The sequence below is a fragment of the Mesorhizobium sp. M1217 genome (assembly GCF_040318275.1).
Classification (GTDB): domain Bacteria; phylum Pseudomonadota; class Alphaproteobacteria; order Rhizobiales; family Rhizobiaceae; genus Mesorhizobium.
In genome coordinates this window covers 181,778-204,040 of the sequence record NZ_JAMYMA010000011.1, presented here as the reverse complement: position 1 = coordinate 204,040, position 22,263 = coordinate 181,778, and the positions used below count along the sequence as shown (strand labels likewise).

Here is a 22,263-nt window from a genome sequence, read left to right as displayed (position 1 = left end):
GCCCAGTCAGCCTGTACTTGGCGGCGGTCCGGACGATGCCCTGACGACAAGTTCGACGTCGAGCGTTTCTCGCCGCACTGTGCCGTCGAAGTCGAGGATTCTTCGCGCTGCCCGGCGGCCGATCTCGGCGATCGGCTGAGCGATGGTGGTGAGCGGAGGCTCGCAAATTGCGGCTTCAGGCACGCCGTCGAAGCCGACGACGGAAACATCGCGGGGAACCGCGATGCCCCGTGCGTTGAGCCATTCCAATGCCACCATCGCGATCCGGTCCGACATCGCCAGGATGGCGGTCGGCGGTTCCGCCGAGGCGAAGATGGTTTCGAGACCAGCCCTTGTGCTCGCCTTGTCGTTTTCGGTCTCGTAGACCGGCACCTTGGCGGTGTCGACACCAAATTGGGAAAGCTCTTCGAAATAGCCGAGGAGGCGGTCACGGGTCCCGGTGTAGGCCGCCGTCCGGACTTGCTCGGGCGAGACAAGACCGGTGCTGTCGTCGGCGAAGGCCAGCGACAATACGGCGAAGCGGCGATGTCCAAGTTCCGCCAGATGGCGCGCCGCGAGCCGGCCGCCGGCAACATTGTCGATACTGATCGCCGAGACCGTGTCGTCCTGCGAGCCGAGCTCGAGCGCGACGAAGGGGAGCTTTCGTTCGCGTGTCAGCTCGACGAGGCGCGGACCGCCCTCGATGCAGAACAGGATGAAGCCGTCGACCAGGGCGCTCTGGATGTTCCAGGCAAGTTTTTCCTCGTTGCCAGCCGACACTAGGGCAATTCCCGCGCCGGTGGCGTCGCATGCCTCCGAGATGCCGGCCATCATCACGCGGGCAAAGGGGTCGTCGAAGAAATAGGACAGCGGCTCGGTGGTGGCGACGCCGATCGCATTGACCTTGCCGGCGCGCAGCAGTCGGCCCTTGGGATCGGGGCCGGCGTAGCCCAGCGCCTCGGCCGCCGCCTTGACCCGCTCGCGGACTTCCTCGCGCACGATTTCGGGACGGCTGAAGACATTGGAGGCAGTGCCGTGTGATACGCCCGCGGCTTTGGCGATGTCGGCCAGCCGGATGGGCCTCTTGCTGCCTTCGGTGAGTGATGCCATTTGTTTGTCTCCGGGACTCCGGTCCAACAGTATCGCCGATTACCTAACACCTTCCTTGGATCGATTCAAATTTTTGCTTGACATTTATGGTGCGGCGCGTATTCTTTGAATCGATCCAAGCGCGCTTTCGTCCGCAGGTTGGATCGATACAAGAGGAGAGTGCCATGCACCCCGTCAATTATCTGTTCGAGGACATTTACCGGAACGACTGGAGCATCCGCGCCAGCGCGGAGGCCCGGAAGCGGCGCGACAGGACCGGTCCGTGGATTCGCGACCTGCGTTTCCTGACGCGACGCAAGCGGAGCTGATCGGCAGCGTATTTTTTGCGCCTGCTGATTGGATCGATTCAAATAAGCTAGAGGAGATTAAGCCATGCACCCGATCAAGCATCTGTTCGAAGACATCTATCGCAATTATTGGGGCATCTCGCCGGCCACCGAACGGCCGGAGCGACGGCGTGTGGTCAAGACGACCAAACGCGACGGCCAAGTTCGGCCCGAACGTCCGCGAGACTGAGCTGGCAAGACAGAGCTCGTGGATCGAGGGCGCCGCCATTGGTTGCCGCATCAATGGCGGCGCGGACGCACTAGCGCCGAGGCGGCCATCACCAGCCAGCCGCCGATCAGCAAGGTGCCGCCGATCGGCGCCGACATCGGGAACAGCCGCGAGCCAAGGAAGTCGCGAGCGAGGAGATCTCCCGAGAACAGCAGAAGCCCGACGAGGAGGATGAGGCTTCCGCTTCGCAGGATGATATTTCCTCCGAGCAGCCCGACGACAAGGAAGACCGGCGCATGCATAAGCAGGAAGGACGCGGCCGTGCCGACGAAAGCGCCGCCGAGATGTGCCGACGCCGCCGAAAGCACCACGCCGGTTGCGCCGCATAGGCCGCCGGCAAATATCAGAATGCGGCCGCCTGCCGCGTGTTCATCCGTGCTCATTTCCACGCCTCCGTAATTGCTGGCGACCGCCTGAGATAGCGCTGCGAACCGTGTCAGGATTTGCCGGCTTCCGCCAGCATGTCGCGTTCGCGGCGCGACTGGACCAGCCAGTTATAGGCCGCTCCGCCTGCCATCAGCACGGATGTGCCGAGAAACACCGCGCGCATGCCGAAATGGCCACCAACGAAGCCGCCGAGCAGCGGTCCGGCGACCTGACCGACATATTGCGCCGAGATCGACAAGCCCAGCACATTACCGCCGACGCCGTCGGGCACATTGTGGCGGATGACGCTGGTGATGCAGGGCAAAAGACCGCCAAGCGCCACGCCCATCAGGAAACGCAGGCCGACGAGCTGCCAGCCTTGCGTGACGAAGGCCTGCGGGATCAGGAGCAGCGCCGAGACTGCGAGCGCGGCAACGATGACGTTCCAGTGGCCGATACGGTCGGCGAGCTTGCCGAGCCGCGACGCCGACAGGATGGCGCCGAGCGCTGCCGCCGACATGACGATGCCGGAGACCAGCGTGACCTGGCTCGGATCTTCGATGAGCTGCTGGACATAGACGGTGATGATAGGCTCGATCGACATGGTGGCGAAACTCAACAGCGTCCCGGTCGCCAGCATGGCGACGACGGGGCGCTTGTCGGGAATTTGCGACCAGCCGCCTTTCGCCTTTTCTTCTGACGCGGCCTTGGCGGCAACCGGGCGAGGGGCCTCCTTGATCAGCAAGGTGGTTGCCAGAAAGGCCAGGAAAATGACGCCGCCGGCGAGCAGGAATGTGGCGCGGATGCCAATCAGCGGCGGCAGCGCGCCGCCGAGCAGCGGACCGACCAGGGCACCGGCCGTGATTCCGGCCGACAGCACGCCCAGCGCCCAGCCGGAGCAATCCTTCGGCGTCTGCATGGCAACCAGGATGGTCGAGCCCGAAGAATAGCCGCCGGCAAAGCCGATCAGCAGGCGCAAGAACACCAATTGCCAGACAGTCTGCACCATGCCGGTCAGCGACATGCACAGCGCCATGCCGAAACTGGCGCGCACCAGCATCAGTTTGCGGCCGTAGCGGTCGCCTAACCGCCCCCACAGGGGTGCGACCAGCGCGGCAGCAAGGAAGGTGGCGCCGTAGGCGATGCCCGACCACTGCACGATCGCCGCATGGCCCTCGGCGCCCAGCTGTTCGACGTAGAGCGGCAGGAACGGCAACAGCAGCGTCATCGCTGCGAGCGTGCTGAACGAGCCGGCAAAACACACGGCGAGATTGCGGCGCCAGTGGACGTTATGGGTGCCTTGCACGGCGAGGGTGGCGTCTTGCGGCATGTCCTGTCCTGTCCGGCCAGTTCGCATGAAAACTTGCTGCGGATACCATTTTGGGATACCAAGCTGGTGTCCGTCATGGACGCAAGACTGGTTGCTGTCAATGCGATCCCTGCAAAGTGATCGCCAGTAATGGCCGGTAAACAGAGGGCCAATGAACCGGCTCCAACAAACGGAACGCCAATGTCGCAGATGCAGAACGTCGAAAAGCAGCTTCGCGAGATGATCCTCGGGCTCGAGATCGGTCCCGGCGAGCGGCTGACGGAGCGCTGGGTCGAAAGCCGCTTCGGCGCCTCGCGCACGCCGGTCAGGGCGGCGTTACTGCGGCTCGAGACCGAAGGCCTGATCTGCCGCGACGGCCGCGGCTGGACGGTCTCGCCCATCAATCTTGCCGAGCTGGAGCAGATCGCCGTCTATCGCGAGGCGGTCGAGGTCGCGGCAGTCAGGCTGACTTGTGCCTTGCAGGACAGGGGTGCCGTCGAAATCATCGAGGCGATGCTCGATTCCTGCGACGACCAGACGCCGCGCGAGGAATGGCATCGTGTCGGCATGGATTTTCATATCGAGCTGGCGCGCCTGTCAGGCAACGAGTTCCTGTTCAGAGCGGTTCGTGATGCGATGACGCGCCTGTCGCGCGCCCGCTGGCTCGAGGTTCGCGACGAGGCAGCGCTTGGCCGTGCCTGGGCCGAACACCATGACATTCTGTCGGCGGTGCGGGCCGGCGATGCCGACGGGGCCGCCTGCCTGCTTTCATCTCATATCGACGGTAGCCGCGACCGGCTGGTGACGTCGTTGCGCAACGACCGGCGCGGCCTGCGCGCCAGGGGATTTGCCGTCGTCGCTTGAGTGAGGATCGGCGGCCATTGATCACGAAAAAGGCAGATGAGCGAAGAAAGCTACTTTCGGTCTCGCTTCGCAAATGCCGATGGCGTAAGAGCGGCGATGGAAAACAACCGATTTGACACACCCGTGACCGTCAAGGGCGCGGCGGGAAGCAATCAGCTCTTGCGTACGGCCCGCGAGGCTTCCGACTACCTCCTCAACAATTGGCCCGGCAAGCGCAGCCCCAAGCACCGCGAAGCGCTGCAAGCCTGTCATGATGCGCTGGCCGGCGACAAGCCGGCCATGAACGCAAGACGGGCCTTCATTGCCGCCGCCCGCGAAGTGAACGTCTTCGTCAGCGACAAGGCGCCGGCCTGAGGCATAGCGGGGACTTGATCGAGACCCGGGCCGCCTGACAGGCCTGATATCATCACTCGGCCGTTTCGGTGTTGGTTTGGGACTCGCTTTCGCCCTCGGGCTTCGAGCGCTCCTTGGCCGCGACCTTGGCAGCCTGCTTTTCCGCCTTCTTGGCAGCCTTCTGCCGGTCGCGTTCCTTGCGTTCCTGACCGTAGTTCGGTGCTCGTGCCATATCGTTTCCTTTCATTGTGCTTGGCCTTTGCCTAGGAGCATTGGGCCACAAACACAACACCGCAAGGCACGATCGGCTCCATATCTCGTCGCAGTCCGGGGAGCCCCGCTTCAGGGCGTTTTTTCAGGCGCCGTCCCGGTCGAGGACGAGATCGGCGGGCCCGAACCGGTCCTTTGCCGTGAATTGCTGGTGCCAGTAGGGATAGAGCACGGGCGGCCTGCTGACCACGTCGAGGCGTGTGCGCTCCTCATCGCCGAGCACCAGGCTTGCAGCAGCGATATTGTCCTTGAAATGCGCTTCGGTTCGTCCGCCGATCACCAGCGAACTGACGGCGGGCCGGCCAAGCAACCAGGCAAGCGCCACCTGCGCTGCCGACACGCCGTGGTTCTTGCCGATATCGATCAGCACGTCGACGATCCGCCACAGCCGGTCCTCGTCGCGGATCGGCGGTTCCGACCAGCCGCTGAGCTGGCGGGCGGTCGGCTGGTCACGGTGATATTTGCCGGACAGCAATCCGCCGGCGAGCGGGCTCCAGACCAGCACGCCGAGCCCCTGGTCGACCGAGATCGGCAACAATTCATACTCGGCCTCGCGGGCTTCCAGCGTGTAGTGGATCTGCTGGGTGACGAAGCGCGGCTGGTGATGACGGTCACTGATACCGAGCCCCTTCATCACCTGCCAGCCGGAATAATTGGAACAGCCGACATAGCGGACCTTGCCCTGCGCGATCAGCGTGTCGAGCGCGGCGATGGTTTCCTCGAGCGGTGTCAGGCCATCCCACTCGTGCAGGAAATAGATGTCGATGACATCGGTCCTGAGGCGCTTCAGGCTCCTCTCGCATTCGCGGATCAGATGATAGCGCGACAGGCCTTCATCATTGGGGCCTTTGCCGATCCGCATGCGCGCCTTGGAGGCGATCAGCACGTCGCCCTTGCGCTTGCCGCCGAGCGCCTCGCCGATGATCTCCTCCGACACCCCGTTCGAATAAACGTTGGCGGTGTCGATGACGTTGATGCCGGCATCGATGCAAAGGTCGATCATCCGGCGCGCCTCGTCGAGGTCGGTCTTGCCGACCGCCGAAAACGCGCCGCCGCCGCCGAACGTCATGGTGCCCATGGTCAGCGTCGAAACCTTCAGCCCGGAACGGCCGAGAGTGCGGTATTCCATGTCGTATCCTCATGATTTTATCGGGAAAGGGCGTTTCAAACGACAGCCCTGAATGAACCGGGCATTTGTAGGATAATTCGTTCCGCTTGTCGCCCGTGTTGCAGGGCAACATCGATCACATCTTACGGATTGGACGCGCAGCCAGCGCAACAGCGGCTGCAATAAAACCGTCATTGCCGGCCTATACTAACATCGGTTCAGCGCTTCGATTTCCGGCCGCCGGGCCGGGCGGCAGAGCGCCTGACAGCGGCCGACACGGCCTGTAAGCGGAGCAGCGCAAATGACCGAGATAAAACAGAATTCCCCGGCCAGGGACTGGCTGGAAGCGGAACTCGCCGACACGCTCGACGAAGATTATGAGCTGGAAATCTCTGAGCCGGCGCTGTCGATGGAGATCGCCAAGATCTATAAGAATGCGCATCCGCCATCGATCGACCGCCTGCAATATTTTCGCGATCTGATCACGCTGCAATCCGAATTGATCAAGCTGCAGTCCTGGGTCGCCTATCACAAGAAGAAGCTCGTCGTGGTATTCGAGGGCCGCGACTCGGCGGGCAAGGGTGGCGTCATAAAGCGCATCACCCAGCGGCTCAATCCGCGCATCTGCCGCGTCGTAGCACTACCGGCGCCGACCGAGCGCGAGAAGTCGCAATGGTATTTCCAGCGCTACGTTCCGCATCTGCCGGCCGGCGGTGAGATCGTGCTGTTCGACCGCTCCTGGTACAACCGCTCCGGCGTCGAGCGGGTGATGGGCTTTGCCCAGCCGGATCAGGTCGAGGAGTTCTTTCGCGACGTGCCGGATTTCGAACGCATGCTCGTCCGCTCAGGCATTACGCTTGTCAAATACTGGTTTTCGATCACCGATGAGGAGCAGCAGATGCGCTTTTTGACGCGCATCCATGACCCGATGAAGCAATGGAAACTGTCGCCGATGGACCTCCAGTCGCGCGTGCGCTGGGAACAGTACACCAAGGCCAAGGAAGAAACCTTTGCCCGCACCAACATCCCGGAAGCTCCCTGGTTCATCGTCGAGGGCAACGACAAGAAGCGGGCGCGGCTGAATTGCATCGACCATCTCCTCAAGCAAATGCCCTATGAGGAGGTGCCGCACGAGGAGATCACACTACCGGAGCGCGTCTTCAATCCCGAATACGAACGTCAGGTGCTGCCGCGCGAACTGTATGTGCCGGAGAAATACTGACTAAAGCAGCGAGGAGGGGCGCTGCCTCCGTGGGCAGCGCCCTGCAACAAGCTAGGCGCGCTCGATGATGACATGCGTGGCCTTCGGCGTCGCGACCTGCTCGCTGCAGCGGTAGCCGAGCTTGGGCATGTCGATGCCGGCAAAAAGGCTCTCGCCTGAGCCGAGCAGGACAGGTGAGATCGCGAGATGCATTTCGTCGACGAGCTTTTCCTTGAGATACTGCCGGATCGTAGAAACGCCACCGCCCAGCCGTACATCCTTGCCGTCAGCCACTGCTTTCACCCTCTCCAGCGCTGAGTGGATACCGTCGGTCACGAAATAGAAGGTCGTGCCGCCCTCCATGACAATGGGATCCCGCGGATGGTGCGTCAGCACGAAGACCGGCACGTGGTATGGCGGATTGTCTCCCCACCAGCCTTTCCAGCTCTCGTCAGGCCATTCGCCGCGGATCGGCCCGAACATGTTGCGGCCGAGGATCCATGCACCGACATTCTCGAAGCTGCGCGCCGCGAACGCCTCGTCAGTGTCCGTGGTCCCGCCATCCTTGCCGAGGACCATCTTGCGGAAGGTGCGGGTGCCGAACATCCATTCGTGCAGGGCTTCCCCGCCGACACCGAGCGGGTTCTTCAGGTCTTGGTCGGGACCGGCGCCGAAGCCGTCGATCGACAAGGTGAAAGCGCTGACGCGAAGTTTGGACATGAGAGCCTCCTTGATAACCAATTGTGAGATGCAAGCAGTTATCGGGTAGCTTAACTGATTGCATTTGCAAGCGGTTTTTTGAATCGCCGGGGCAATCGCTTCCAAATCATGTTGGAATGACCAATCTCAATGTTGGCGCCGTCCCTCATCCGCCTGCCGGCACCTTCTCCCCGTATAGTGACGGGGCGAAGGGGCTGGCCGCAACCTCGGCGATGTTTTTGCAACGCTGGAGATTGGCGAAATCTTTTGCGAACGCGTCTTTCTCCCCGTCACTATACGAGGAGAAATGCCCGGCAGGGCAATGAGGGGCAGCGCAAACCTGAAGCGATTGCCCTGCGGTGGCCATGTCGCGCTTTGGACGAAGGAACGTTACTCGATGTGGGCGCTACGGAGGCGCATCACCCCTTCAGCATCTCAGCCACTTCCGGCGCGAAATAGGTCAGGATGCCGTCGCAGCCGGCGCGCTTGAAGGCGAGAAGCGATTCAAGCATCGCCTTTTCCCCGTCGATCCAGCCATTGGCGGCGGCGGCCTTGATCATCGAATATTCGCCCGACACTTGATAGGCGAAGGTCGGCATCTGCAACTCGTCCTTCAGCCGGCGGATGATGTCGAGATAGGGCAGGCCGGGCTTGACCATCAGCATGTCGGCGCCCTCGGCGAGATCCTGCTCGGCCTCGCGCACCGCTTCGTCGGAATTGGCGTGATCGATGTAATAGGTCTTCTTGTCGCCCTTGAGCAGGCCGGCGGTGCCGACCGCCTCGCGGTAGGGGCCGTAAAAGGCGGATGCGAACTTGGTCGCATAGGACATGATCGCTACATCCTGAAACCCATTGGCGTCCAGCGCATCGCGGATGGCACCGATCCGGCCGTCCATCATGTCCGAGGGGGCGATGATGTCGGCCCCTGCCGCCGCCTGGATGACGGCTGCTGCCGTCACCTGCTCCACCGTTTCATCATTGACGATAATGCCGTCGCGCAAGATGCCGTCATGGCCATGCGAGGTGAACGGGTCCAGCGCCGCGTCGGTGATGATGCCGATCTCCGGCACCGCGCGCTTGATGGCGCGGGTGGCGCGGTTGATGATGTTTTCCGGATCGAGGATGTGCGAACCGGTCTGATCGCGCAGGCCGAGCTCGACATTGGGGAAAGTGGCGATCGCCGGAATGCCAAGCTTAGCCGCGCGCTCAGCCTCCTTGACGGCGAGGTCGAGCGACAGGCGGAAGACGCCGGGCATGGCGGCGATCGGTTCGCGCACTTGTCTGCCGTCGACGACAAAGATCGGCCAGATCAGATCGTCGACCGAGAGCCGGTTCTCCTGGACAAGGCGGCGCGACCAATCGGCCTTGCGCATGCGCCGCAGCCGCCGGCTGCCGGTGATCTCGTCGACGCTGCGCGCGCCGGCAGGCTTTGCAGGGGTGAATTTGTTCATCGCCAAAACTCCGGATCGGGCGACTTTTACCACGAGCCTCCGCTGCTGACCAATGCGACACGATTGCGCCAGCGGTCCTGTCGGGCGCTATTCTGGTTGGCCATTGCCTGACAGGATCTGCGCAGCACCCCGCATGGCGACGCGGAATGCCTCGTCGAAGTTGACGCCGCGCACTTGCCACTTGTAGGTCTTGCCGGCCATGGCAAGCCGCCAATCGGCGATCCAGCCCAACTCCTTGTCGCTCCAGACCAGGCTGCCGGCCAAGAGCTCTTGGTTGCCGACAGTTCTCGCCAGCAATTCGGGTGAGAGCGCACGCACCTGTTCGAAAATCGCCCCGGCTTTTACGAGAGCGGCCTTGCTTGGAATGACGATCTTCATCGCCAACGGTCCGGCTGCCGATTGAAAGGACTCTGCCATATAGGGGCTTTCGTCTCCGTCGCTCGCCAAGACAAAATGCTGGCGTGCATCTTGCACAGCCAGCAGTACCGAGATGATCGGCCGCTCGCCGAGCCACGGCTTGCTGCCGAGCTCAGCAAGCACTTTATCGATCACCGGCGGCGTGTACTGGCAAGTGAGATCGTGCGGCCGGTCGTACGTGCCTTGATCATCATGGTTGGGGATACCTTCCATGCGATCGCGATAGCGGAAGCTGCTGACGAAGCTGCCGGCCTTGTCGCGCAGTGCTGTCATCTGAGGTTTCGCCGGCAGGCGCTGGTCGCCGGATACCCGCACCAGCACTTTGTCGAGGCAGACCTTGAAGCCGGCCTGACGATGTTCTTCTCCCTGGCCATTGACGATGGTTTGCGACTGGTAGAGTTCGGCGAGGCTTGTCGCCAAGGCTGGATGGCCAGCCAGGCAGGTGCAGACTAACCCGATTGCCACCAGTGCAAGGCGCGAAAATCGAATCATAGACGACGTCCCCGTCGGTGCCGCGTTGCAACGCGCCTGCCATGACTTTTTCGTCATTACTGCCTCTAGCCGTCGATTGTTAGCACCGGCTTCCGGTCCGGGCCAGAGGCTGCGCTGGCGTGCCCGCCATTGACGCGGCCATGCGCCACGCTTTAGCACTTCACTCCCGGCGGGCGCGGGGAGGGATTCTCTGGCGATGGATTTTGGCGGAGGCGACGAGATTCGCTTCGAAAGATTGGGCAGGGCCGGCGTCGTCACGCTGACGCGGCCGCAGGCGCTCAATGCCGTGACCCACCGCATGGTCAAAGCGCTGGACAAGGCGCTGCGCAGCTGGGAGCGTGACGACGGCGTTGACGTCGTTGTCGTCAAGGCCGAGGGCAGGGCGTTTTCGGCAGGCGGCGACATCCTTCATATCTATGAGGCCGGCCGGGCAGGAAAGCCTCCGGTCGATTTCTTCGCCGACGAATACCGGCTGAACGCCCGTATCGCCCGTTTCAAAAAACCCTATGTCGCGCTGATCGACGGCATCGTCATGGGCGGCGGCGTCGGCATCTCCTTCCATGGCTCGCAGCGGGTGCTGACCGAGAACGCCCAGTTCGCCATGCCCGAGGTCGGCATTGGCTTTTTCCCGGATGTCGGCGCCAGCCATCTGTTGCCGGATCTCGGCGGCAGCTTCGGCATGTATCTTGCCCTGACCGGCAACCGCATCCGCCATGGCGATGCTTTGTGGTCGGGCCTGGCCACGCATACGATCAAGGCGGAGGATCAAGCTGGCTTTCTCGACCGGCTGGCGGCAAGCGGCGACCCGAAATCGGTGCTGCGCGGCTGCTTCGTCCCGGCCAAACGCGAGACCGACAGGCCGACGCTGGAAGTCATCGCGAGGCATTTCGCGCAGCCGTCGCTGGCCGATATCGTCGCCAGCCTGGAGCGGGCAGCCACCGCCGACGAGTTCGCGGCAAAGACGCTGGCCACCATCCGCACCCGGTCGCCGACCAGCCTGCATGTCGCCTGGCGCCAGATCAGCGCCGGGCAGACGTTGTCGATGGACGAGTGCATGAAAATGGAGTTCCGTATCCTCAACCGCATGCTTGCCGGGCACGACTTCTATGAAGGCATCCGCGCTGCCATCATCGACAAGGGCGCGAAGCCGCAATGGCGGCCGGCAGGCATCGATAAGGTCAGCGCCGTCGACGTCGATGCCTATTTCGCACCGCTCGGCGAACAGGAACTGAAGCTGTGAGCGAGGTCGCCTCGAGACGCGTGGTGCTGCAGCCCTCGACGGTCGAGGTCATCTTCGCCTGGTTCCAGCGCGTCATCGCCGGCTATTGCCTGCTGTTCGGCATCTTGTACTGGATCCGGCTGATCGGCTTTTACCCCGGCCCGTTGTGGCGCTTCGACCTGATGCCGGTGCACTGGCAGGTGGCGGCGGTGGTGCTGGCGGTGTTTTTTCCATTCGCCGCCGCCGGCCTGTGGATGCTGGCGTCCTGGGGGCCGGTGATCTGGTTCATCTGCGCGGTGACCGAGACGGTCATGTATGCCGGCTTCCCCGAGCTGTTCGGTCACCGGCTGCTGATCGTCGCCTCGCACCTTGCGGTGGCGCTGCTCTACATCGTATTCCGCGTGGTGATCTGGATCCAGAAGCGGCAGGCCCGGCGATAGCAATTCCGGTCAAGGATCGGTGGCTAAATCTTTAGGTTAATTATCCTTGCTCGGGTGACCGTCCGTTAAGCCTCTTTCGAAACCCCTTACCGGTAAGCTCTTGTTAGCCTTGGCGTTTAAGTCGAATTTTATGAGTATTCGATAGTGTCGCGATCAAGGTGAAGAACAAAAAATCACCGGGCGACAAACGAGAGGCAAAGACAATGATCAATTCGCGTCCGGCGGCGAAGACCGCCAACGTATCCGATGACCGCCGCGAGGCGATCCGTTCGCTGTACATGGAATCGCTGCAGCTGGTCGAGCGGCTGCACCGCCGTCTGCTTGACGTGATCAAGGACGAATTCGACCGCAACGGCCGCTCCGACATCAACGCCATCCAGGCGCTGCTCCTGTTCAACATCGGCAATTCGGAGCTGACGGCCGGCGAGCTGCGCTCGCGCGGCTATTATCTCGGCTCGAATGTCTCCTACAATCTGAAGAAGCTGGTCGATCTCGGCTTCATCAACCACCAGCGCTCGCGCATCGACCGCCGTTCGGTGCGGGTTTCGCTGACGCCGAAGGGCAATGAGGTGGCGGAGGTCGTCGCCGGCCTATACGAGCGCCATGTCGGCTCGATCGAGCAGGTCGGCGGCATCAACACCGAAGAGTTCAAGCAGATGAATCGCGCCCTCCAGCGGCTGGACCGGTTCTGGAACGATACCATCGCTTACCGGATGTAGTCGCACCCGCCGCATAAAAATCCGAAGCTGGACCACGGGAGCGCTGCCGCGGAGCGGACCAAAGGCCGGTGCCGAAAAGCACCGGTCTTTCCGTTTCGTCAGGCCGGCCGATCCAAATTCGAGCAACAGCCACGTTGCCGCCATATTCCAGTGGAACCGAAGATGCGGGTGATGCTGGGGCCAAAGCCGTGCATTTGTCCTGTGCTCAAATCACTTCCCATGTGTTTTTACACCGAAGTGATGCGGGCCATGGTTGGCTAATTGTTAAGAAGCCAACTCTAGAGTGCGGGCGAGACCGCCCGGTAGGTTGAATTGTAGCAAGAATGTCTGGACCGTCCATGAGAACCAGCCGCCGTTTCTTCCTTTCAGGAGCCTCCGCGCTCGCAGCCGCTATGGTCGCCGGCCGTGCCAGTGCGCAGGATGTGATCGGAGATATCCTGAAATCCTCGGCCCGCGGCAATTGGGACGACCAGTTCGACGCCCGCCCAAGCCAGGGCGGCAAGGTGGCCTCGACGCTGCCGATCTTCAGCCTGCAGACCGTTTCGTTTACCGAGCAGGCGGTCGCGCAATACCAGAACATTGTCGCCCAGGGCGGCTGGGAGCCGGTTCCCGACACCAAGAAATTGCAGCTCGGCGTCGACGATCCCGACGTGGTCCCGCTGCGCAAGCGTCTGATGATTGCGGGCGATCTGGCGCAGAGCGCCGGCATTTCGACAGCCTTCGATTCCTACGTCGACTCCGCGGTCAAGCGCTTCCAGGCGCGCCATGGCCTGCCTGCCGACGGGACGCTGGGCCAATATTCTTATGCCGCGATGAATGTTTCGGCGCCAATTCGGCTCGGCCAGTTGCAGACCAATCTGCAGCGGCTGCGCGAGCGCGCCGGCACGCTGGGCAACCGTTACGTGCTGGTCGACATCCCGGGCGCCCAGATCGAAGCCGTTGAGAACGATCGCGTCGTGCTGCGCCATACCGCAATCGTCGGCAAAATCGACCGGCAGACGCCGATCGTCAATTCCAAGATCAACGAGATCATCGTCAATCCCTACTGGAACGCGCCGGTCTCGATCGTGCGCAAGGACATCATTCCGCTGATGCGGAAGGACCCCAACTATCTCAAGGACAGCCACATCCGTCTGTTCGCGCCGGATGGCAGCGAGGTTGATCCGCTGACCGTCGACTGGTCGACCGACGACGCCGAGAAGTACCGCTTCCGCCAGGATCCGGGTGCTGGCAACGCGATGGCCTCGGTCAAGATCAATTTCCCCAGCCCGGACGGCGTCTACATGCACGACACGCCGCAGCAGAGCCTGTTCGGCAAGATGATGCGCTTCGATTCATCGGGCTGCGTGCGCGTCCAGAATGTGCGCGATCTCGTCACCTGGATTCTTCGCGATACGCCGGGTTGGAACCGTCAGCACTTCGAGGCAGCGATCAAGAGTGGCGAGAACGTCCCGGTGCAGGTCACCAATCCGGTGGCGGTCTATTTTCTCTACATCTCGGCCTGGTCGACAGGGCCGGGCGTGGTGCAGTTCCGCGACGACATTTACGGCCTCGACGGGGCCAACGAGCTGCAGATCACATCCGCGCTCTAAACAGCTGAGTTCATTTGCAAAAGGCCGCCGGAAGGGCGGCCTTTTTTATTGTCGCCGTCGCGCTCTGAGCTTTGCGCATGATTCCGAAAATCGGTTCGCCACGGACCATATGCAAACCACGCGGCGCTGTTCAGGAAATCACGCGAAGCCCTGCTGTCGGCCGGCAGGCGAGGAAATAATGTGCTTTCAGGGCGCTGGCGCAATCCGGCCAGCAAATTTCGCGCAGCAAACGTGGCGGGCCGAAAGCAACTGTGTTAATGGCGCGACAGACCCCGAACCTTGAGGATTTCAGCCCATGGCAACAGCAGCGGCAGTGTCGAACAAATTCGAATCCTTCTTCGAAACCACGCTTGCCGATGCCGACCCCGAGATTTTCGGCGCCATCCGCAACGAACTCGGCCGCCAGCGCCACGAGATCGAGCTGATTGCCTCGGAAAACATTGTCTCGCGCGCCGTGCTTGAGGCGCAAGGGTCGATCATGACCAACAAATATGCCGAGGGCTATCCGGGCAAGCGCTACTATGGCGGCTGCCAATTCGTCGATGTCGTCGAGGAACTGGCCATTGAACGCGCGAAAAAGCTGTTCGGCTGCAACTTCGCCAACGTCCAGCCGAATTCCGGCAGCCAGATGAACCAGGCGGTGTTCCTGGCGCTGCTGCAGCCCGGCGACACCTTCATGGGCCTCGACCTCAATTCCGGCGGGCACCTGACGCATGGCTCGCCGGTCAATATGAGCGGCAAATGGTTCAAGGTTGTCTCCTATGGCGTGCGCAGGGATGATCATCTGCTCGACATGGATGCGATCGAGAAGACTGCCCATGAGACCAAGCCGAAATTGATCCTGGCCGGCGGCACCGCCTATTCACGCATCTGGGACTGGAAGCGTTTTCGCGAGATTGCCGATTCGATCGGTGCCTATCTGATGGTCGACATGGCCCACATCGCCGGCCTGGTCGCCGGCGGCGTGCATCCTTCGCCGCTGCCGCATGCTCATGTGGTGACCACCACGACGCACAAATCGCTGCGTGGGCCGCGCGGTGGCATGATCCTTTGCAATGACGAGGAGATTGCCAAGAAGATGAATTCGGCCGTCTTCCCCGGCCTGCAGGGCGGACCGCTGATGCATGTCATCGCCGCCAAGGCGGTGGCTCTGGGCGAAGCGCTGAACCCGAGCTTCAAGATATATGCGGAGAGCGTCGTCGCAAATGCCAAGGCGCTGGCCTCCAGCCTGCAGGAAACCGGTCTCGACATCGTCTCCGGCGGTACCGACAACCATCTGATGCTGGTCGATCTGCGTCCCAAGAACGCCACCGGCAAGCGCGCCGAAGCTGCCCTTGGCCGCGCTAACATCACCTGCAACAAGAACGGCATCCCCTTCGATCCGGAAAAGCCCTTCGTGACCTCGGGCGTTCGGCTCGGCACGCCGGCCGGCACCACGCGCGGCTTCGGCCAGGCCGAGTTCCGTGAGATCGGCAAGCTGATCGCCGAAGTGCTGGATGGACTGAAAGTCGCCAATTCCGACGAGGGCAATGCTGCCGTCGAGGCAGCCGTGAAGGCCAAGGTAGCGGTATTGACGGATCGTTTTCCGCTTTATCCGTATCTTGGTTGACGCAGGGCGTCGTTCCCCAACTGTGACGGCGCCGATCAACTGGACACGGCGGCATCTCGGAGAGGCTTGATGATGATGCGAATTTTCCGTTTCGCCAGCGTTGGCGCCTTGCTCACCTTAGCCATCTCGCACCAGTCCGGCCTCGCTTTGGCACAGATCGAGCTGACCCCGGCAGCACCCAAGACAGAGACCTTCGGCAGATGGTCCACCACGGTGGACGTGGTCAACACCGGTGAGGATGTGCGCAAGACCTGCGCCGCCTCGACGGTCTTTTTCGACGCAAACGGCACCAACGGCACCCTTACGCTAGCCATCTCGAATGGCGACGTACTGCCGCCCGAGGGCTATCCGAGCCTCATCATCGCCGTGAGAAACGGTGACTTGCCTAAGGGCGACAACATCCCGGCGGTGTTCCGCGACGTCAACGACAAGATCAAGGCTGGTTTTCATCTTATCGCCGACGGCCAGTGGATAGTGAACAACAAGCCCGAGACAACGCTCGCCATACTGCGTGCCATGCGCCGTACCAGCGCCCTCGATGTCAGCTTCGCCGACAAGCCGGTCGCGACCATATCGATGGACGGCTTCACCAAGGCCTATCGCTATCTCGGCACGTCCTGCGGCTTCCCGACCGGCGACGTCGCTCCCTGATTGGCGTATTGCCGTCCAACTGATTGCCGCTCTCGCAATTTTCCTCGTGCCTCGCTATCTCTGAGGCGCGATCGGTCATCGGCCATACTTTGCCATCGTGGCAAAAACCTCTAAGCCTTTCGCTCCACGAGAATCGCGAACCGAAGGCTCTCCATGCGCTGCCCTTATTGCCAGTCCGAAGATACGCAGGTGAAGGATTCGCGCCCTGCCGAAGACGGCGCGGCGATCCGCAGGCGGCGCATCTGCCCAGATTGCGGCGGCCGCTTCACCACTTTCGAGCGGGTACAGCTGCGCGACCTCGTCGTGGTGAAGAAGTCGGGACGCAAGGTGCCGTTCGACCGCGACAAGCTGCTGCGTTCGGTCGAGATTGCGGTACGCAAGCGCAACGTCGACCCGGAGCGCATCGACCGCGCGGTGACCGGCATAGTGCGCCAGCTGGAGAGCTCGGGCGAGACCGAGGTCGCCTCCGGCGAAGTCGGCCGGCTGGTCATGGAGGCGCTTAAGTCGCTCGACGATGTCGCCTATGTGCGCTTTGCCTCCGTTTACCGCAATTTCCGCGAGGCCAAGGATTTCCACGACGTGTTGGGCGAGCTCAAAGGCGACGAGCTCAAAAGTGACGAGCCCAGGGGCGGAGAGCTGAAGAGCGAAGAGGACGCCGGCTGAGCATGGCAGGGTCCGAGCGCAGCACGGCGAAGCAAGAGGTCCTCGATCGCCGCTATATGGCGGCAGCCCTCAGGCTGTCGCGCAAAAATGCCGGCCGGACGTCGACCAATCCTTCCGTCGGCACGCTCATCGTACGCGATGACGGCGACGGGCCAATGATCGTCGGCAGCGGCGTCACGGCCGTCGGCGGCCGGCCGCATGCCGAAACAGAGGCGCTGGCCGAGGCCGGTGAGCTGGCGCAAGGCGCCACCGCCTATGTAACGCTGGAGCCTTGCGCCCATCACGGCCGCACGCCGCCTTGCGCCAATGCGCTGGTCAGCGCCGGCGTGGCGCGGGTGGTTGGCGCTGCCAGCGATCCGGACCCGCGTGTTTCCGGCAAGGGCTACGCCATCTTGCGTGCCGCGGGCGTCGAGGTGATGGAAAAAGTGCTGGCGGCCGAGGCCGCGGAGCAGATGGCCGGCTATTTGATTCGATCTCTGAAAAAACGCCCGGAAGTGATTCTGAAGCTTGCGCTTTCGAGCGACAATAAGATCGGCGTGAAAGGCGAGGGGCAGGTCTCCATTACCGGCGATATCGCGCGGCGCGAAGTCTATCTGATGCGCGCCGAAGCGGACGGCATATTGATCGGCATCGGCACCGCGCTGGAGGACGATCCGGCGCTGACGGTGCGGCTGCCGGGACTTGAGAACCGTTCGCCGGCGCGCATCGTGCTCGACCGCCAGATCAGGCTGCCGGAGACCTCGAAGCTGGTTTCCGGCGTCGACCGGGTCCCGCTCTATGTCGCCGCGTGTGCCGAGGCCGATCCACGTCGGCGGGCCGCGCTCGAACGCACCGGAGTGCGCTTCATCGGCACTGAGACGTATGAAGGCGATATTGCGCTGCCGGAACTGCTCGAGGATCTGGCGGCGCTGGGCATGGCGAGCGTGCTGGTCGAGGGCGGCGCCAAGGTGGCCAAGGCGTTCCTCGACGAACAACTCGTCGATCGCATCGTGCTGTTTCAGGGGCCGGATGCGATCGGCGAGGACGGCATTGCATCGCCGATAGATGCCAACCATATCCCGCCGGGATTTCGCAAATTGCGCGACATGCGTTTCGGCGAAGACACATATGCCGAATGGACAAGAGACATTTAGGACCGAACTGATGTTCACTGGGCCAAAGTAATGTTCACTGGAATCGTCACCGATGTCGGCACCGTCGCCGCCGTGAAGCCGCTCAGGGAAGGCGTCGGTTTGCGCATCGACACCGCCTACGATCCGCAGACCATTGCCATTGGCGCTTCAATTTCGTGCGGCGGCGTCTGCCTGACGGTAACGGGATTGCCGGAAGACGGCGCGAACGCACGCTGGTTCGAAGTCGAGGCCTGGGAAGAAGCACTCAGGCTGACGACCGCGATGGGCTGGAAATCCGGCACGCGCATCAACCTGGAGCGGGCGCTGAAGATCGGCGACGAGCTTGGCGGCCATATCGTGTCAGGCCATGTCGACGGAATGGCCGAGATCGTGGCCCGCAAGGAAGAGGGTGACGCCGTTCGCTTTACCCTGGAAGCACCGCGCGAGCTTGCCAAATTCATCGCCCCCAAGGGTTCCGTCGCGCTCGACGGCACTTCGCTCACCGTCAACAAGGTCGAAGGCACCCGCTTCGACGTGCTATTGATCCACCACTCGCTGACGGTCACCACCTGGGGCGAACGCCAGGTCGGCGACCGCGTCAACCTCGAGATCGACACCATGGCCCGCTACGCGGCGCGACTGGTGGAGGCGGCCAAAGAGGGACTTTGAGGCGATCGCCCATAAAGTCCATTCCCTGATGCGGCCGCCACCGGGTTGGCCTTGAACGTTCCTTCAGCAATCTTCCGCTTGCGATCAAACCGGCTTCGGCCTAAGTCACCGGCGATCCCCGGAGACATCTATGGCTGGCACATCCCAACACGGCAAAGCGTTCATCCGTCCGAAGAAGAAGGCCCACCTTCTTGTCATCGAGGCGCGCTTTCACGACGACCTTGCGGACGCGTTGCTCGAAGGCGCGACCAGCGCGCTCGACGAAGCGGGCGCGACATACGATGTCGTCACCGTTCCGGGCTCGCTCGAAATCCCGGCGGTGATTTCCTTCGCGCTCGACGGTGCTTCCGAAGGCGGGACGAGCTATGACGGTTTCGTCGCCCTCGGCACGGTGGTCCGCGGCGACACCTATCATTTCGATATCGTCGCCAATGAATCCAGCCGTGCCCTGATGGACCTGTCCGTGCAGGATTCAGTCTGCATCGGCAATGGCATCCTGACCACCGAAAACGACGAACAGGCCTGGACACGGGCCAGGCGCTCCGAAGGCGACAAGGGCGGCTTTGCGGCGCGTGCGGCGCTGACCATGATCGCCCTAAAGGAACAACTGGGAGAGCGAACGTGAGCGAACCCGCTTCGCCCGGCCAGCCTGCGGTTCGCCATGCCAACAAGCGCGGTGCTGCTCGCCTGGCGGCTGTGCAGGCGCTCTACCAGATGGATGTCGCCGGCAGCGGCGTGTTTGAGATCACCGCCGAATACGAGGCGTTCAGGCTCGGCAAGGAAGTCGACGGCGCGCTCTATCGCGAGGCCGATGCGCAATGGTTTCGCGCCATTCTTGCCGGCGTTGTCGAGCACCAGAAGACCATCGATCCGATTATCCGCCAGGCGCTGACCGAGGACTGGCCGCTGTCGAGGCTCGATTCGACGTTGCGCGCCATATTGCGTGCCGGCGTCTACGAATTGATGAAACGCGAGGACGTGCCGGTGGCGGTCATCGTCTCCGAATATGTCGACATCGCCAAGGCATTTTACGAAGAAGACGAGCCGAAACTGGTCAATGCGGTGCTTGATCGCGTGTCGCGCCGCGTGCGTGGCGAGGGCCGCGGCAAGGACGCCTCATGACTGCTATCGGCGTCGTTGAGGCCGGCAAGGAAGCGCGTCGCACCGCTTTCATCCTCGCAGCCTCGCAGGCGATCATCGGTTCGGCGGCACCCATCGCCATTTCCATGGGCGGACTGGCCGGGCAGTACCTCCTCGAAGCCGACAAGTCGCTGGCAACCGCGCCGATCACCGGCTTCAATGTCGGCGTGGCGCTCGGTTCCCTGCCGGCCGCGGCGATCATCCGCCGGCTCGGCCAGCGCGACGGCTTCATGACCGGCACTGCGGTCACAGCGCTTGGCGGGCTGGTCGCTACGTTGGCGCTGTTTCATGCCAGCTTCTGGCTGTTCGCTTTCGGCCTTGCCGTGATCGGGATCGGCGGTGCCTTTGTCCAGCAATTCCGCTTTGCCGCCGCCGACAATGCTCCGCCTGAATTCAAGGCGCGCGCCATCTCCTTCGTGCTGGCCGGCGGCATCGTCACCGCCATACTTGGGCCGCAGATCGTCATTTTCACCGGCGACCTGTTCTCGCCGGTGAAGTTTGCCGGCTCGTTTGCGTCCATCCTGGTGCTGGCGGCGGTTGGCGCCGCCATCCTCTCTTTATTGCGCATCCCAGCCAAGGCCACCGAGAAGGTGGAAATCGCCGACAGCGACGCCCGGCCGCTCTTAGAAATCGTCACCAGGCCGCGCTTCGTCGCGGCGCTGTTTTGCGCCATCGGCAGCTACGCGCTGATGAGCTTCGTCATGACCGGCGCGCCGCTGGCCATGGTCGGCTGCGGCCTTTCGACCGACGACGCCACGCTCGGCATTTCCTGGCATGTGATGGCGATGTTCGCGCCGAGCTTCTTCACGGGGTCGCTGATTTATCGTTTTGGCGCGGAGCGGATCGTGGCCATCGGCCTGGTGCTGCTCATTGGCTGCGGTATAGTCGCGCTGTCGGGGTTGGCAGTGTGGCAGTTCTGGACAACGCTGATCCTGCTCGGCCTCGGCTGGAACTTCAGCTTCATCGGCGCCACCGCCATGGTGGCTGACAGCTACCAGCCATCCGAAAAAGGCAAGGTCCAGGGGTTCCACGATTTCGTCCTGTTCGGCTCCGTCGCCTTCGCCTCGCTGATGTCGGGCGCGGTCTACAATGCCTGGGGCTGGGAGATGCTGAACTGGATGATTTTTCCGGTCGTCGCGCTGTGCTTCGTGGCACTGGGCGTGTTGAAGATGACGGGCTTGCGTGCGGCCAGCTGACGCCACGCTGTCGGACGAGACAACAGCGGATTCACCCAAATCCGAACAAAATTATTGCGTCCATCACCCTTCTTATGAAACCGTGTACCCCGACGGGGCATCGAAGCCATGCTCATATGCGGCAGCCATATTCCGGTTCACAGCAAGGGATTTGTGAGATGTTTTCAATCAAGGTTCTGGCCGGCACCGTGCTGGCGCTCGGCATCACGGTGGCCTCGGCGAGTGCCCAGGTGGTGGTGTCGTCGAAGATCGACACCGAGGGCGGCGTGCTCGGCAACATCATCCAGCTGGTGCTGAACGCCAATAATATCCAGACCACCGACCGCATCCAACTCGGCGGCACGCCTGTGGTACGCAAGGCAATTACGGCCGGCGAGATCGACATCTATCCGGAATACACCGGCAACGCCGCATTCTTCTTCGAGAAGGCCGACGATCCGGTGTGGAAGGATGCCGCTAAGGCCTACGAGACTGCCAAGAAGCTCGATTACGACGCCAACAAGATCGTCTGGCTGTCCCCGTCACCGGCTAACAACACCTGGGCGATCGCCCTGGGTAAGGAGGTCGCCGATACCAACAAGCTCGTCACCCTTTCCGACTTCGGCAAATATGTCTCGGGCGGCGGCAAGGTGGTGCTGGCGGCGTCCGCCGAGTTCGTCAATTCGGCGGCCGCGCTGCCCGCTTTCCAGAAGACCTATGGCTTTACGCTGAAGCCGGACCAGTTGATCACGCTGTCGGGCGGCGATACGGCGGCGACCATTGCCGCTGCGGCCAACCAGACCAACGGCGCCAACGCGGCCATGGTCTACGGCACCGACGGCGGCATCGCGCCCTCCGGCCTCGTCGTGCTTGAGGACGACAAGGGTGTGCAGCCGGTCTACCAGCCGGCGCCGATCATCCGCGAGGCGGTGCTGAAGGAGCACCCGGAAATCGAGACGCTGCTGAAGCCGGTCTTCGCCAAGCTCGATCTCGTCACGCTGCAGGAGTTGAATGGCCGCGTCCAGGTTGGCGGCGAACCGGTCAAGGGCGTCGCCGAAGACTTTTTGAAAAAGAACGGCTTCCTCAAGTAAGGCGATTCCGGCGCGCCGCTTTCGAGGTG

26 protein-coding genes are annotated in these 22,263 nt (G+C 62.5%); 18 read left to right on the top strand and 8 right to left on the bottom strand.

Annotated features, from left to right (window positions below):
* Positions 1 to 6: 6 nt before the first annotated feature.
* Complete coding sequence (locus tag NKH37_RS20265; protein WP_353005536.1) at positions 7 to 1,089, bottom strand: LacI family DNA-binding transcriptional regulator; 1,083 nt, start codon at positions 1,087 to 1,089, stop codon at positions 7 to 9.
* A gap of 164 nt (positions 1,090 to 1,253) precedes the next feature.
* Here NKH37_RS20265 and NKH37_RS20260 point away from each other — a divergent pair, with 164 nt between their 5' ends.
* Both NKH37_RS20260 and NKH37_RS20255 read left to right on the top strand, forming a co-directional pair.
* Complete coding sequence (locus NKH37_RS20260) at positions 1,254 to 1,397, top strand: hypothetical protein (protein ID WP_353005535.1); 144 nt, start codon at positions 1,254 to 1,256, stop codon at positions 1,395 to 1,397.
* Positions 1,398 to 1,461: 64 nt separating this feature from the next.
* Entirely contained in the window at positions 1,462 to 1,605 is a 144-nt protein-coding gene (locus tag NKH37_RS20255) for a hypothetical protein (protein ID WP_352481237.1), read from the top strand.
* A gap of 50 nt (positions 1,606 to 1,655) precedes the next feature.
* Here NKH37_RS20255 and NKH37_RS20250 read toward each other — a convergent pair whose 3' ends face one another.
* Entirely contained in the window at positions 1,656 to 2,027 is a 372-nt protein-coding gene (locus NKH37_RS20250; RefSeq protein ID WP_352845125.1) for a DUF423 domain-containing protein, read from the bottom strand.
* A gap of 53 nt (positions 2,028 to 2,080) precedes the next feature.
* On the bottom strand, positions 2,081 to 3,340 hold the full coding sequence (locus NKH37_RS20245; RefSeq protein WP_353005534.1) for a multidrug efflux MFS transporter: 1,260 nt from the start codon (positions 3,338 to 3,340) through the stop codon (positions 2,081 to 2,083).
* Between the two features lie 180 nt (positions 3,341 to 3,520).
* Between NKH37_RS20245 and NKH37_RS20240 the strand changes: the two genes are divergently transcribed.
* Positions 3,521 to 4,183, top strand: a complete 663-nt coding sequence (locus tag NKH37_RS20240; protein WP_023717262.1) for a GntR family transcriptional regulator — start codon at positions 3,521 to 3,523, stop codon at positions 4,181 to 4,183.
* Between the two features lie 96 nt (positions 4,184 to 4,279).
* Positions 4,280 to 4,537: a DUF982 domain-containing protein gene (locus NKH37_RS20235; protein WP_023674477.1), complete on the top strand. Its 258-nt coding sequence runs from the start codon at positions 4,280 to 4,282 to the stop codon at positions 4,535 to 4,537.
* A 52-nt stretch (positions 4,538 to 4,589) separates the two neighbouring features.
* Here NKH37_RS20235 and NKH37_RS20230 read toward each other — a convergent pair whose 3' ends face one another.
* Positions 4,590 to 4,748, bottom strand: coding sequence for a hypothetical protein (locus tag NKH37_RS20230; protein WP_292656176.1), 159 nt, complete (start codon positions 4,746 to 4,748; stop codon positions 4,590 to 4,592).
* 123 nt (positions 4,749 to 4,871) lie between these two features.
* Positions 4,872 to 5,915, bottom strand: a complete 1,044-nt coding sequence (locus tag NKH37_RS20225; RefSeq protein WP_353005533.1) for an aldo/keto reductase — start codon at positions 5,913 to 5,915, stop codon at positions 4,872 to 4,874.
* Positions 5,916 to 6,195: 280 nt separating this feature from the next.
* Here NKH37_RS20225 and ppk2 point away from each other — a divergent pair, with 280 nt between their 5' ends.
* Entirely contained in the window at positions 6,196 to 7,116 is a 921-nt protein-coding gene (ppk2, locus tag NKH37_RS20220; RefSeq protein WP_353005532.1) for a polyphosphate kinase 2, read from the top strand.
* Between the two features lie 51 nt (positions 7,117 to 7,167).
* On the opposite strand, the gene NKH37_RS20215 is transcribed toward ppk2, so the two are convergent.
* The 3 genes from NKH37_RS20215 to NKH37_RS20205 all read right to left on the bottom strand — a co-directional run bounded on the left by NKH37_RS20215 (position 7,168) and on the right by NKH37_RS20205 (position 10,154).
* Entirely contained in the window at positions 7,168 to 7,815 is a 648-nt protein-coding gene (locus NKH37_RS20215) for a dihydrofolate reductase family protein (protein WP_353005531.1), read from the bottom strand.
* 398 nt (positions 7,816 to 8,213) lie between these two features.
* Positions 8,214 to 9,245: a porphobilinogen synthase gene (gene hemB / locus NKH37_RS20210; RefSeq protein ID WP_023717267.1), complete on the bottom strand. Its 1,032-nt coding sequence runs from the start codon at positions 9,243 to 9,245 to the stop codon at positions 8,214 to 8,216.
* 87 nt (positions 9,246 to 9,332) lie between these two features.
* The gene (locus NKH37_RS20205) at positions 9,333 to 10,154 is read right to left on the bottom strand and encodes a DUF2066 domain-containing protein (protein WP_023717268.1); all 822 of its coding nucleotides are present in this window, start codon (positions 10,152 to 10,154) and stop codon (positions 9,333 to 9,335) included.
* Between the two features lie 196 nt (positions 10,155 to 10,350).
* On the opposite strand from NKH37_RS20205, the gene NKH37_RS20200 reads away from it, so the two are divergent.
* The 13 genes from NKH37_RS20200 to osmF all read left to right on the top strand — a co-directional run bounded on the left by NKH37_RS20200 (position 10,351) and on the right by osmF (position 22,234).
* Complete coding sequence (locus NKH37_RS20200) at positions 10,351 to 11,394, top strand: enoyl-CoA hydratase/isomerase family protein (RefSeq protein ID WP_353005530.1); 1,044 nt, start codon at positions 10,351 to 10,353, stop codon at positions 11,392 to 11,394.
* Positions 11,391 to 11,813 (top strand): DUF6163 family protein, encoded by a 423-nt coding sequence (locus NKH37_RS20195; RefSeq protein WP_352640059.1) that lies wholly within the window; start codon positions 11,391 to 11,393, stop codon positions 11,811 to 11,813. Before NKH37_RS20200 ends, NKH37_RS20195 begins: the two co-directional genes overlap by 4 nt.
* Positions 11,814 to 12,016: 203 nt before the next feature.
* A complete protein-coding gene (gene ldtR / locus NKH37_RS20190) occupies positions 12,017 to 12,532 on the top strand; it encodes a transcriptional regulator LdtR (RefSeq protein WP_023674486.1) in 516 nt (171 codons plus the stop codon).
* 338 nt (positions 12,533 to 12,870) lie between these two features.
* On the top strand, positions 12,871 to 14,124 hold the full coding sequence (locus NKH37_RS20185) for a L,D-transpeptidase family protein (protein WP_023717271.1): 1,254 nt from the start codon (positions 12,871 to 12,873) through the stop codon (positions 14,122 to 14,124).
* 295 nt (positions 14,125 to 14,419) lie between these two features.
* Entirely contained in the window at positions 14,420 to 15,733 is a 1,314-nt protein-coding gene (gene glyA / locus NKH37_RS20180; RefSeq protein ID WP_353005529.1) for a serine hydroxymethyltransferase, read from the top strand.
* 69 nt (positions 15,734 to 15,802) lie between these two features.
* Positions 15,803 to 16,384 (top strand): invasion associated locus B family protein, encoded by a 582-nt coding sequence (locus NKH37_RS20175; RefSeq protein WP_353005528.1) that lies wholly within the window; start codon positions 15,803 to 15,805, stop codon positions 16,382 to 16,384.
* Between the two features lie 153 nt (positions 16,385 to 16,537).
* Positions 16,538 to 17,047, top strand: a complete 510-nt coding sequence (nrdR, locus tag NKH37_RS20170; protein WP_353005526.1) for a transcriptional regulator NrdR — start codon at positions 16,538 to 16,540, stop codon at positions 17,045 to 17,047.
* Between the two features lie 2 nt (positions 17,048 to 17,049).
* Entirely contained in the window at positions 17,050 to 18,180 is a 1,131-nt protein-coding gene (gene ribD / locus NKH37_RS20165) for a bifunctional diaminohydroxyphosphoribosylaminopyrimidine deaminase/5-amino-6-(5-phosphoribosylamino)uracil reductase RibD (RefSeq protein ID WP_352640061.1), read from the top strand.
* A 30-nt stretch (positions 18,181 to 18,210) separates the two neighbouring features.
* A complete protein-coding gene (locus NKH37_RS20160) occupies positions 18,211 to 18,828 on the top strand; it encodes a riboflavin synthase (protein ID WP_352449304.1) in 618 nt (205 codons plus the stop codon).
* Between the two features lie 130 nt (positions 18,829 to 18,958).
* On the top strand, positions 18,959 to 19,453 hold the full coding sequence (ribH, locus tag NKH37_RS20155) for a 6,7-dimethyl-8-ribityllumazine synthase (RefSeq protein ID WP_023717278.1): 495 nt from the start codon (positions 18,959 to 18,961) through the stop codon (positions 19,451 to 19,453).
* Positions 19,450 to 19,950, top strand: coding sequence for a transcription antitermination factor NusB (gene nusB / locus NKH37_RS20150; RefSeq protein WP_023717279.1), 501 nt, complete (start codon positions 19,450 to 19,452; stop codon positions 19,948 to 19,950). Before ribH ends, nusB begins: the two co-directional genes overlap by 4 nt.
* On the top strand, positions 19,947 to 21,164 hold the full coding sequence (locus tag NKH37_RS20145; RefSeq protein ID WP_352845114.1) for an MFS transporter: 1,218 nt from the start codon (positions 19,947 to 19,949) through the stop codon (positions 21,162 to 21,164). Before nusB ends, NKH37_RS20145 begins: the two co-directional genes overlap by 4 nt.
* A 158-nt stretch (positions 21,165 to 21,322) precedes the next feature.
* Positions 21,323 to 22,234 carry a glycine betaine ABC transporter substrate-binding protein OsmF gene (gene osmF / locus NKH37_RS20140; RefSeq protein WP_352845113.1) on the top strand — a complete coding sequence of 304 codons (912 nt, stop codon included), beginning with the start codon at positions 21,323 to 21,325 and terminating at the stop codon, positions 22,232 to 22,234.
* The last annotated feature ends 29 nt before the right edge of the window (positions 22,235 to 22,263 follow it).

Excerpts from the sequence above, each read along its gene's own strand:
- NKH37_RS20245 (WP_353005534.1), bottom strand. The coding sequence starts at position 3,340 with ATGCCGCAAGACGCCACCCTCGCCGTGCAAGGCACCCATAACGTCCAC.
- NKH37_RS20215 (WP_353005531.1), bottom strand. The coding sequence starts at position 7,815 with ATGTCCAAACTTCGCGTCAGCGCTTTCACCTTGTCGATCGACGGCTTC.
- ldtR (WP_023674486.1), top strand. The coding sequence starts at position 12,017 with ATGATCAATTCGCGTCCGGCGGCGAAGACCGCCAACGTATCCGATGAC.
- NKH37_RS20200 (WP_353005530.1), top strand. The coding sequence starts at position 10,351 with ATGGATTTTGGCGGAGGCGACGAGATTCGCTTCGAAAGATTGGGCAGG.
- NKH37_RS20145 (WP_352845114.1), top strand. The coding sequence starts at position 19,947 with ATGACTGCTATCGGCGTCGTTGAGGCCGGCAAGGAAGCGCGTCGCACC.
- ribD (WP_352640061.1), top strand. The coding sequence starts at position 17,050 with ATGGCAGGGTCCGAGCGCAGCACGGCGAAGCAAGAGGTCCTCGATCGC.
- NKH37_RS20250 (WP_352845125.1), bottom strand. The coding sequence starts at position 2,027 with ATGAGCACGGATGAACACGCGGCAGGCGGCCGCATTCTGATATTTGCC.
- glyA (WP_353005529.1), top strand. The coding sequence starts at position 14,420 with ATGGCAACAGCAGCGGCAGTGTCGAACAAATTCGAATCCTTCTTCGAA.
- NKH37_RS20260 (WP_353005535.1), top strand. The coding sequence starts at position 1,254 with ATGCACCCCGTCAATTATCTGTTCGAGGACATTTACCGGAACGACTGG.
- osmF (WP_352845113.1), top strand. The coding sequence starts at position 21,323 with ATGTTTTCAATCAAGGTTCTGGCCGGCACCGTGCTGGCGCTCGGCATC.
- NKH37_RS20160 (WP_352449304.1), top strand. The coding sequence starts at position 18,211 with ATGTTCACTGGAATCGTCACCGATGTCGGCACCGTCGCCGCCGTGAAG.
- NKH37_RS20205 (WP_023717268.1), bottom strand. The coding sequence starts at position 10,154 with ATGATTCGATTTTCGCGCCTTGCACTGGTGGCAATCGGGTTAGTCTGC.
- hemB (WP_023717267.1), bottom strand. The coding sequence starts at position 9,245 with ATGAACAAATTCACCCCTGCAAAGCCTGCCGGCGCGCGCAGCGTCGAC.
- ppk2 (WP_353005532.1), top strand. The coding sequence starts at position 6,196 with ATGACCGAGATAAAACAGAATTCCCCGGCCAGGGACTGGCTGGAAGCG.
- NKH37_RS20255 (WP_352481237.1), top strand. The coding sequence starts at position 1,462 with ATGCACCCGATCAAGCATCTGTTCGAAGACATCTATCGCAATTATTGG.
- NKH37_RS20185 (WP_023717271.1), top strand. The coding sequence starts at position 12,871 with ATGAGAACCAGCCGCCGTTTCTTCCTTTCAGGAGCCTCCGCGCTCGCA.
- NKH37_RS20175 (WP_353005528.1), top strand. The coding sequence starts at position 15,803 with ATGATGATGCGAATTTTCCGTTTCGCCAGCGTTGGCGCCTTGCTCACC.
- NKH37_RS20225 (WP_353005533.1), bottom strand. The coding sequence starts at position 5,915 with ATGGAATACCGCACTCTCGGCCGTTCCGGGCTGAAGGTTTCGACGCTG.
- nrdR (WP_353005526.1), top strand. The coding sequence starts at position 16,538 with ATGCGCTGCCCTTATTGCCAGTCCGAAGATACGCAGGTGAAGGATTCG.
- NKH37_RS20235 (WP_023674477.1), top strand. The coding sequence starts at position 4,280 with ATGGAAAACAACCGATTTGACACACCCGTGACCGTCAAGGGCGCGGCG.
- NKH37_RS20230 (WP_292656176.1), bottom strand. The coding sequence starts at position 4,748 with ATGGCACGAGCACCGAACTACGGTCAGGAACGCAAGGAACGCGACCGG.
- NKH37_RS20265 (WP_353005536.1), bottom strand. The coding sequence starts at position 1,089 with ATGGCATCACTCACCGAAGGCAGCAAGAGGCCCATCCGGCTGGCCGAC.
- ribH (WP_023717278.1), top strand. The coding sequence starts at position 18,959 with ATGGCTGGCACATCCCAACACGGCAAAGCGTTCATCCGTCCGAAGAAG.
- NKH37_RS20240 (WP_023717262.1), top strand. The coding sequence starts at position 3,521 with ATGTCGCAGATGCAGAACGTCGAAAAGCAGCTTCGCGAGATGATCCTC.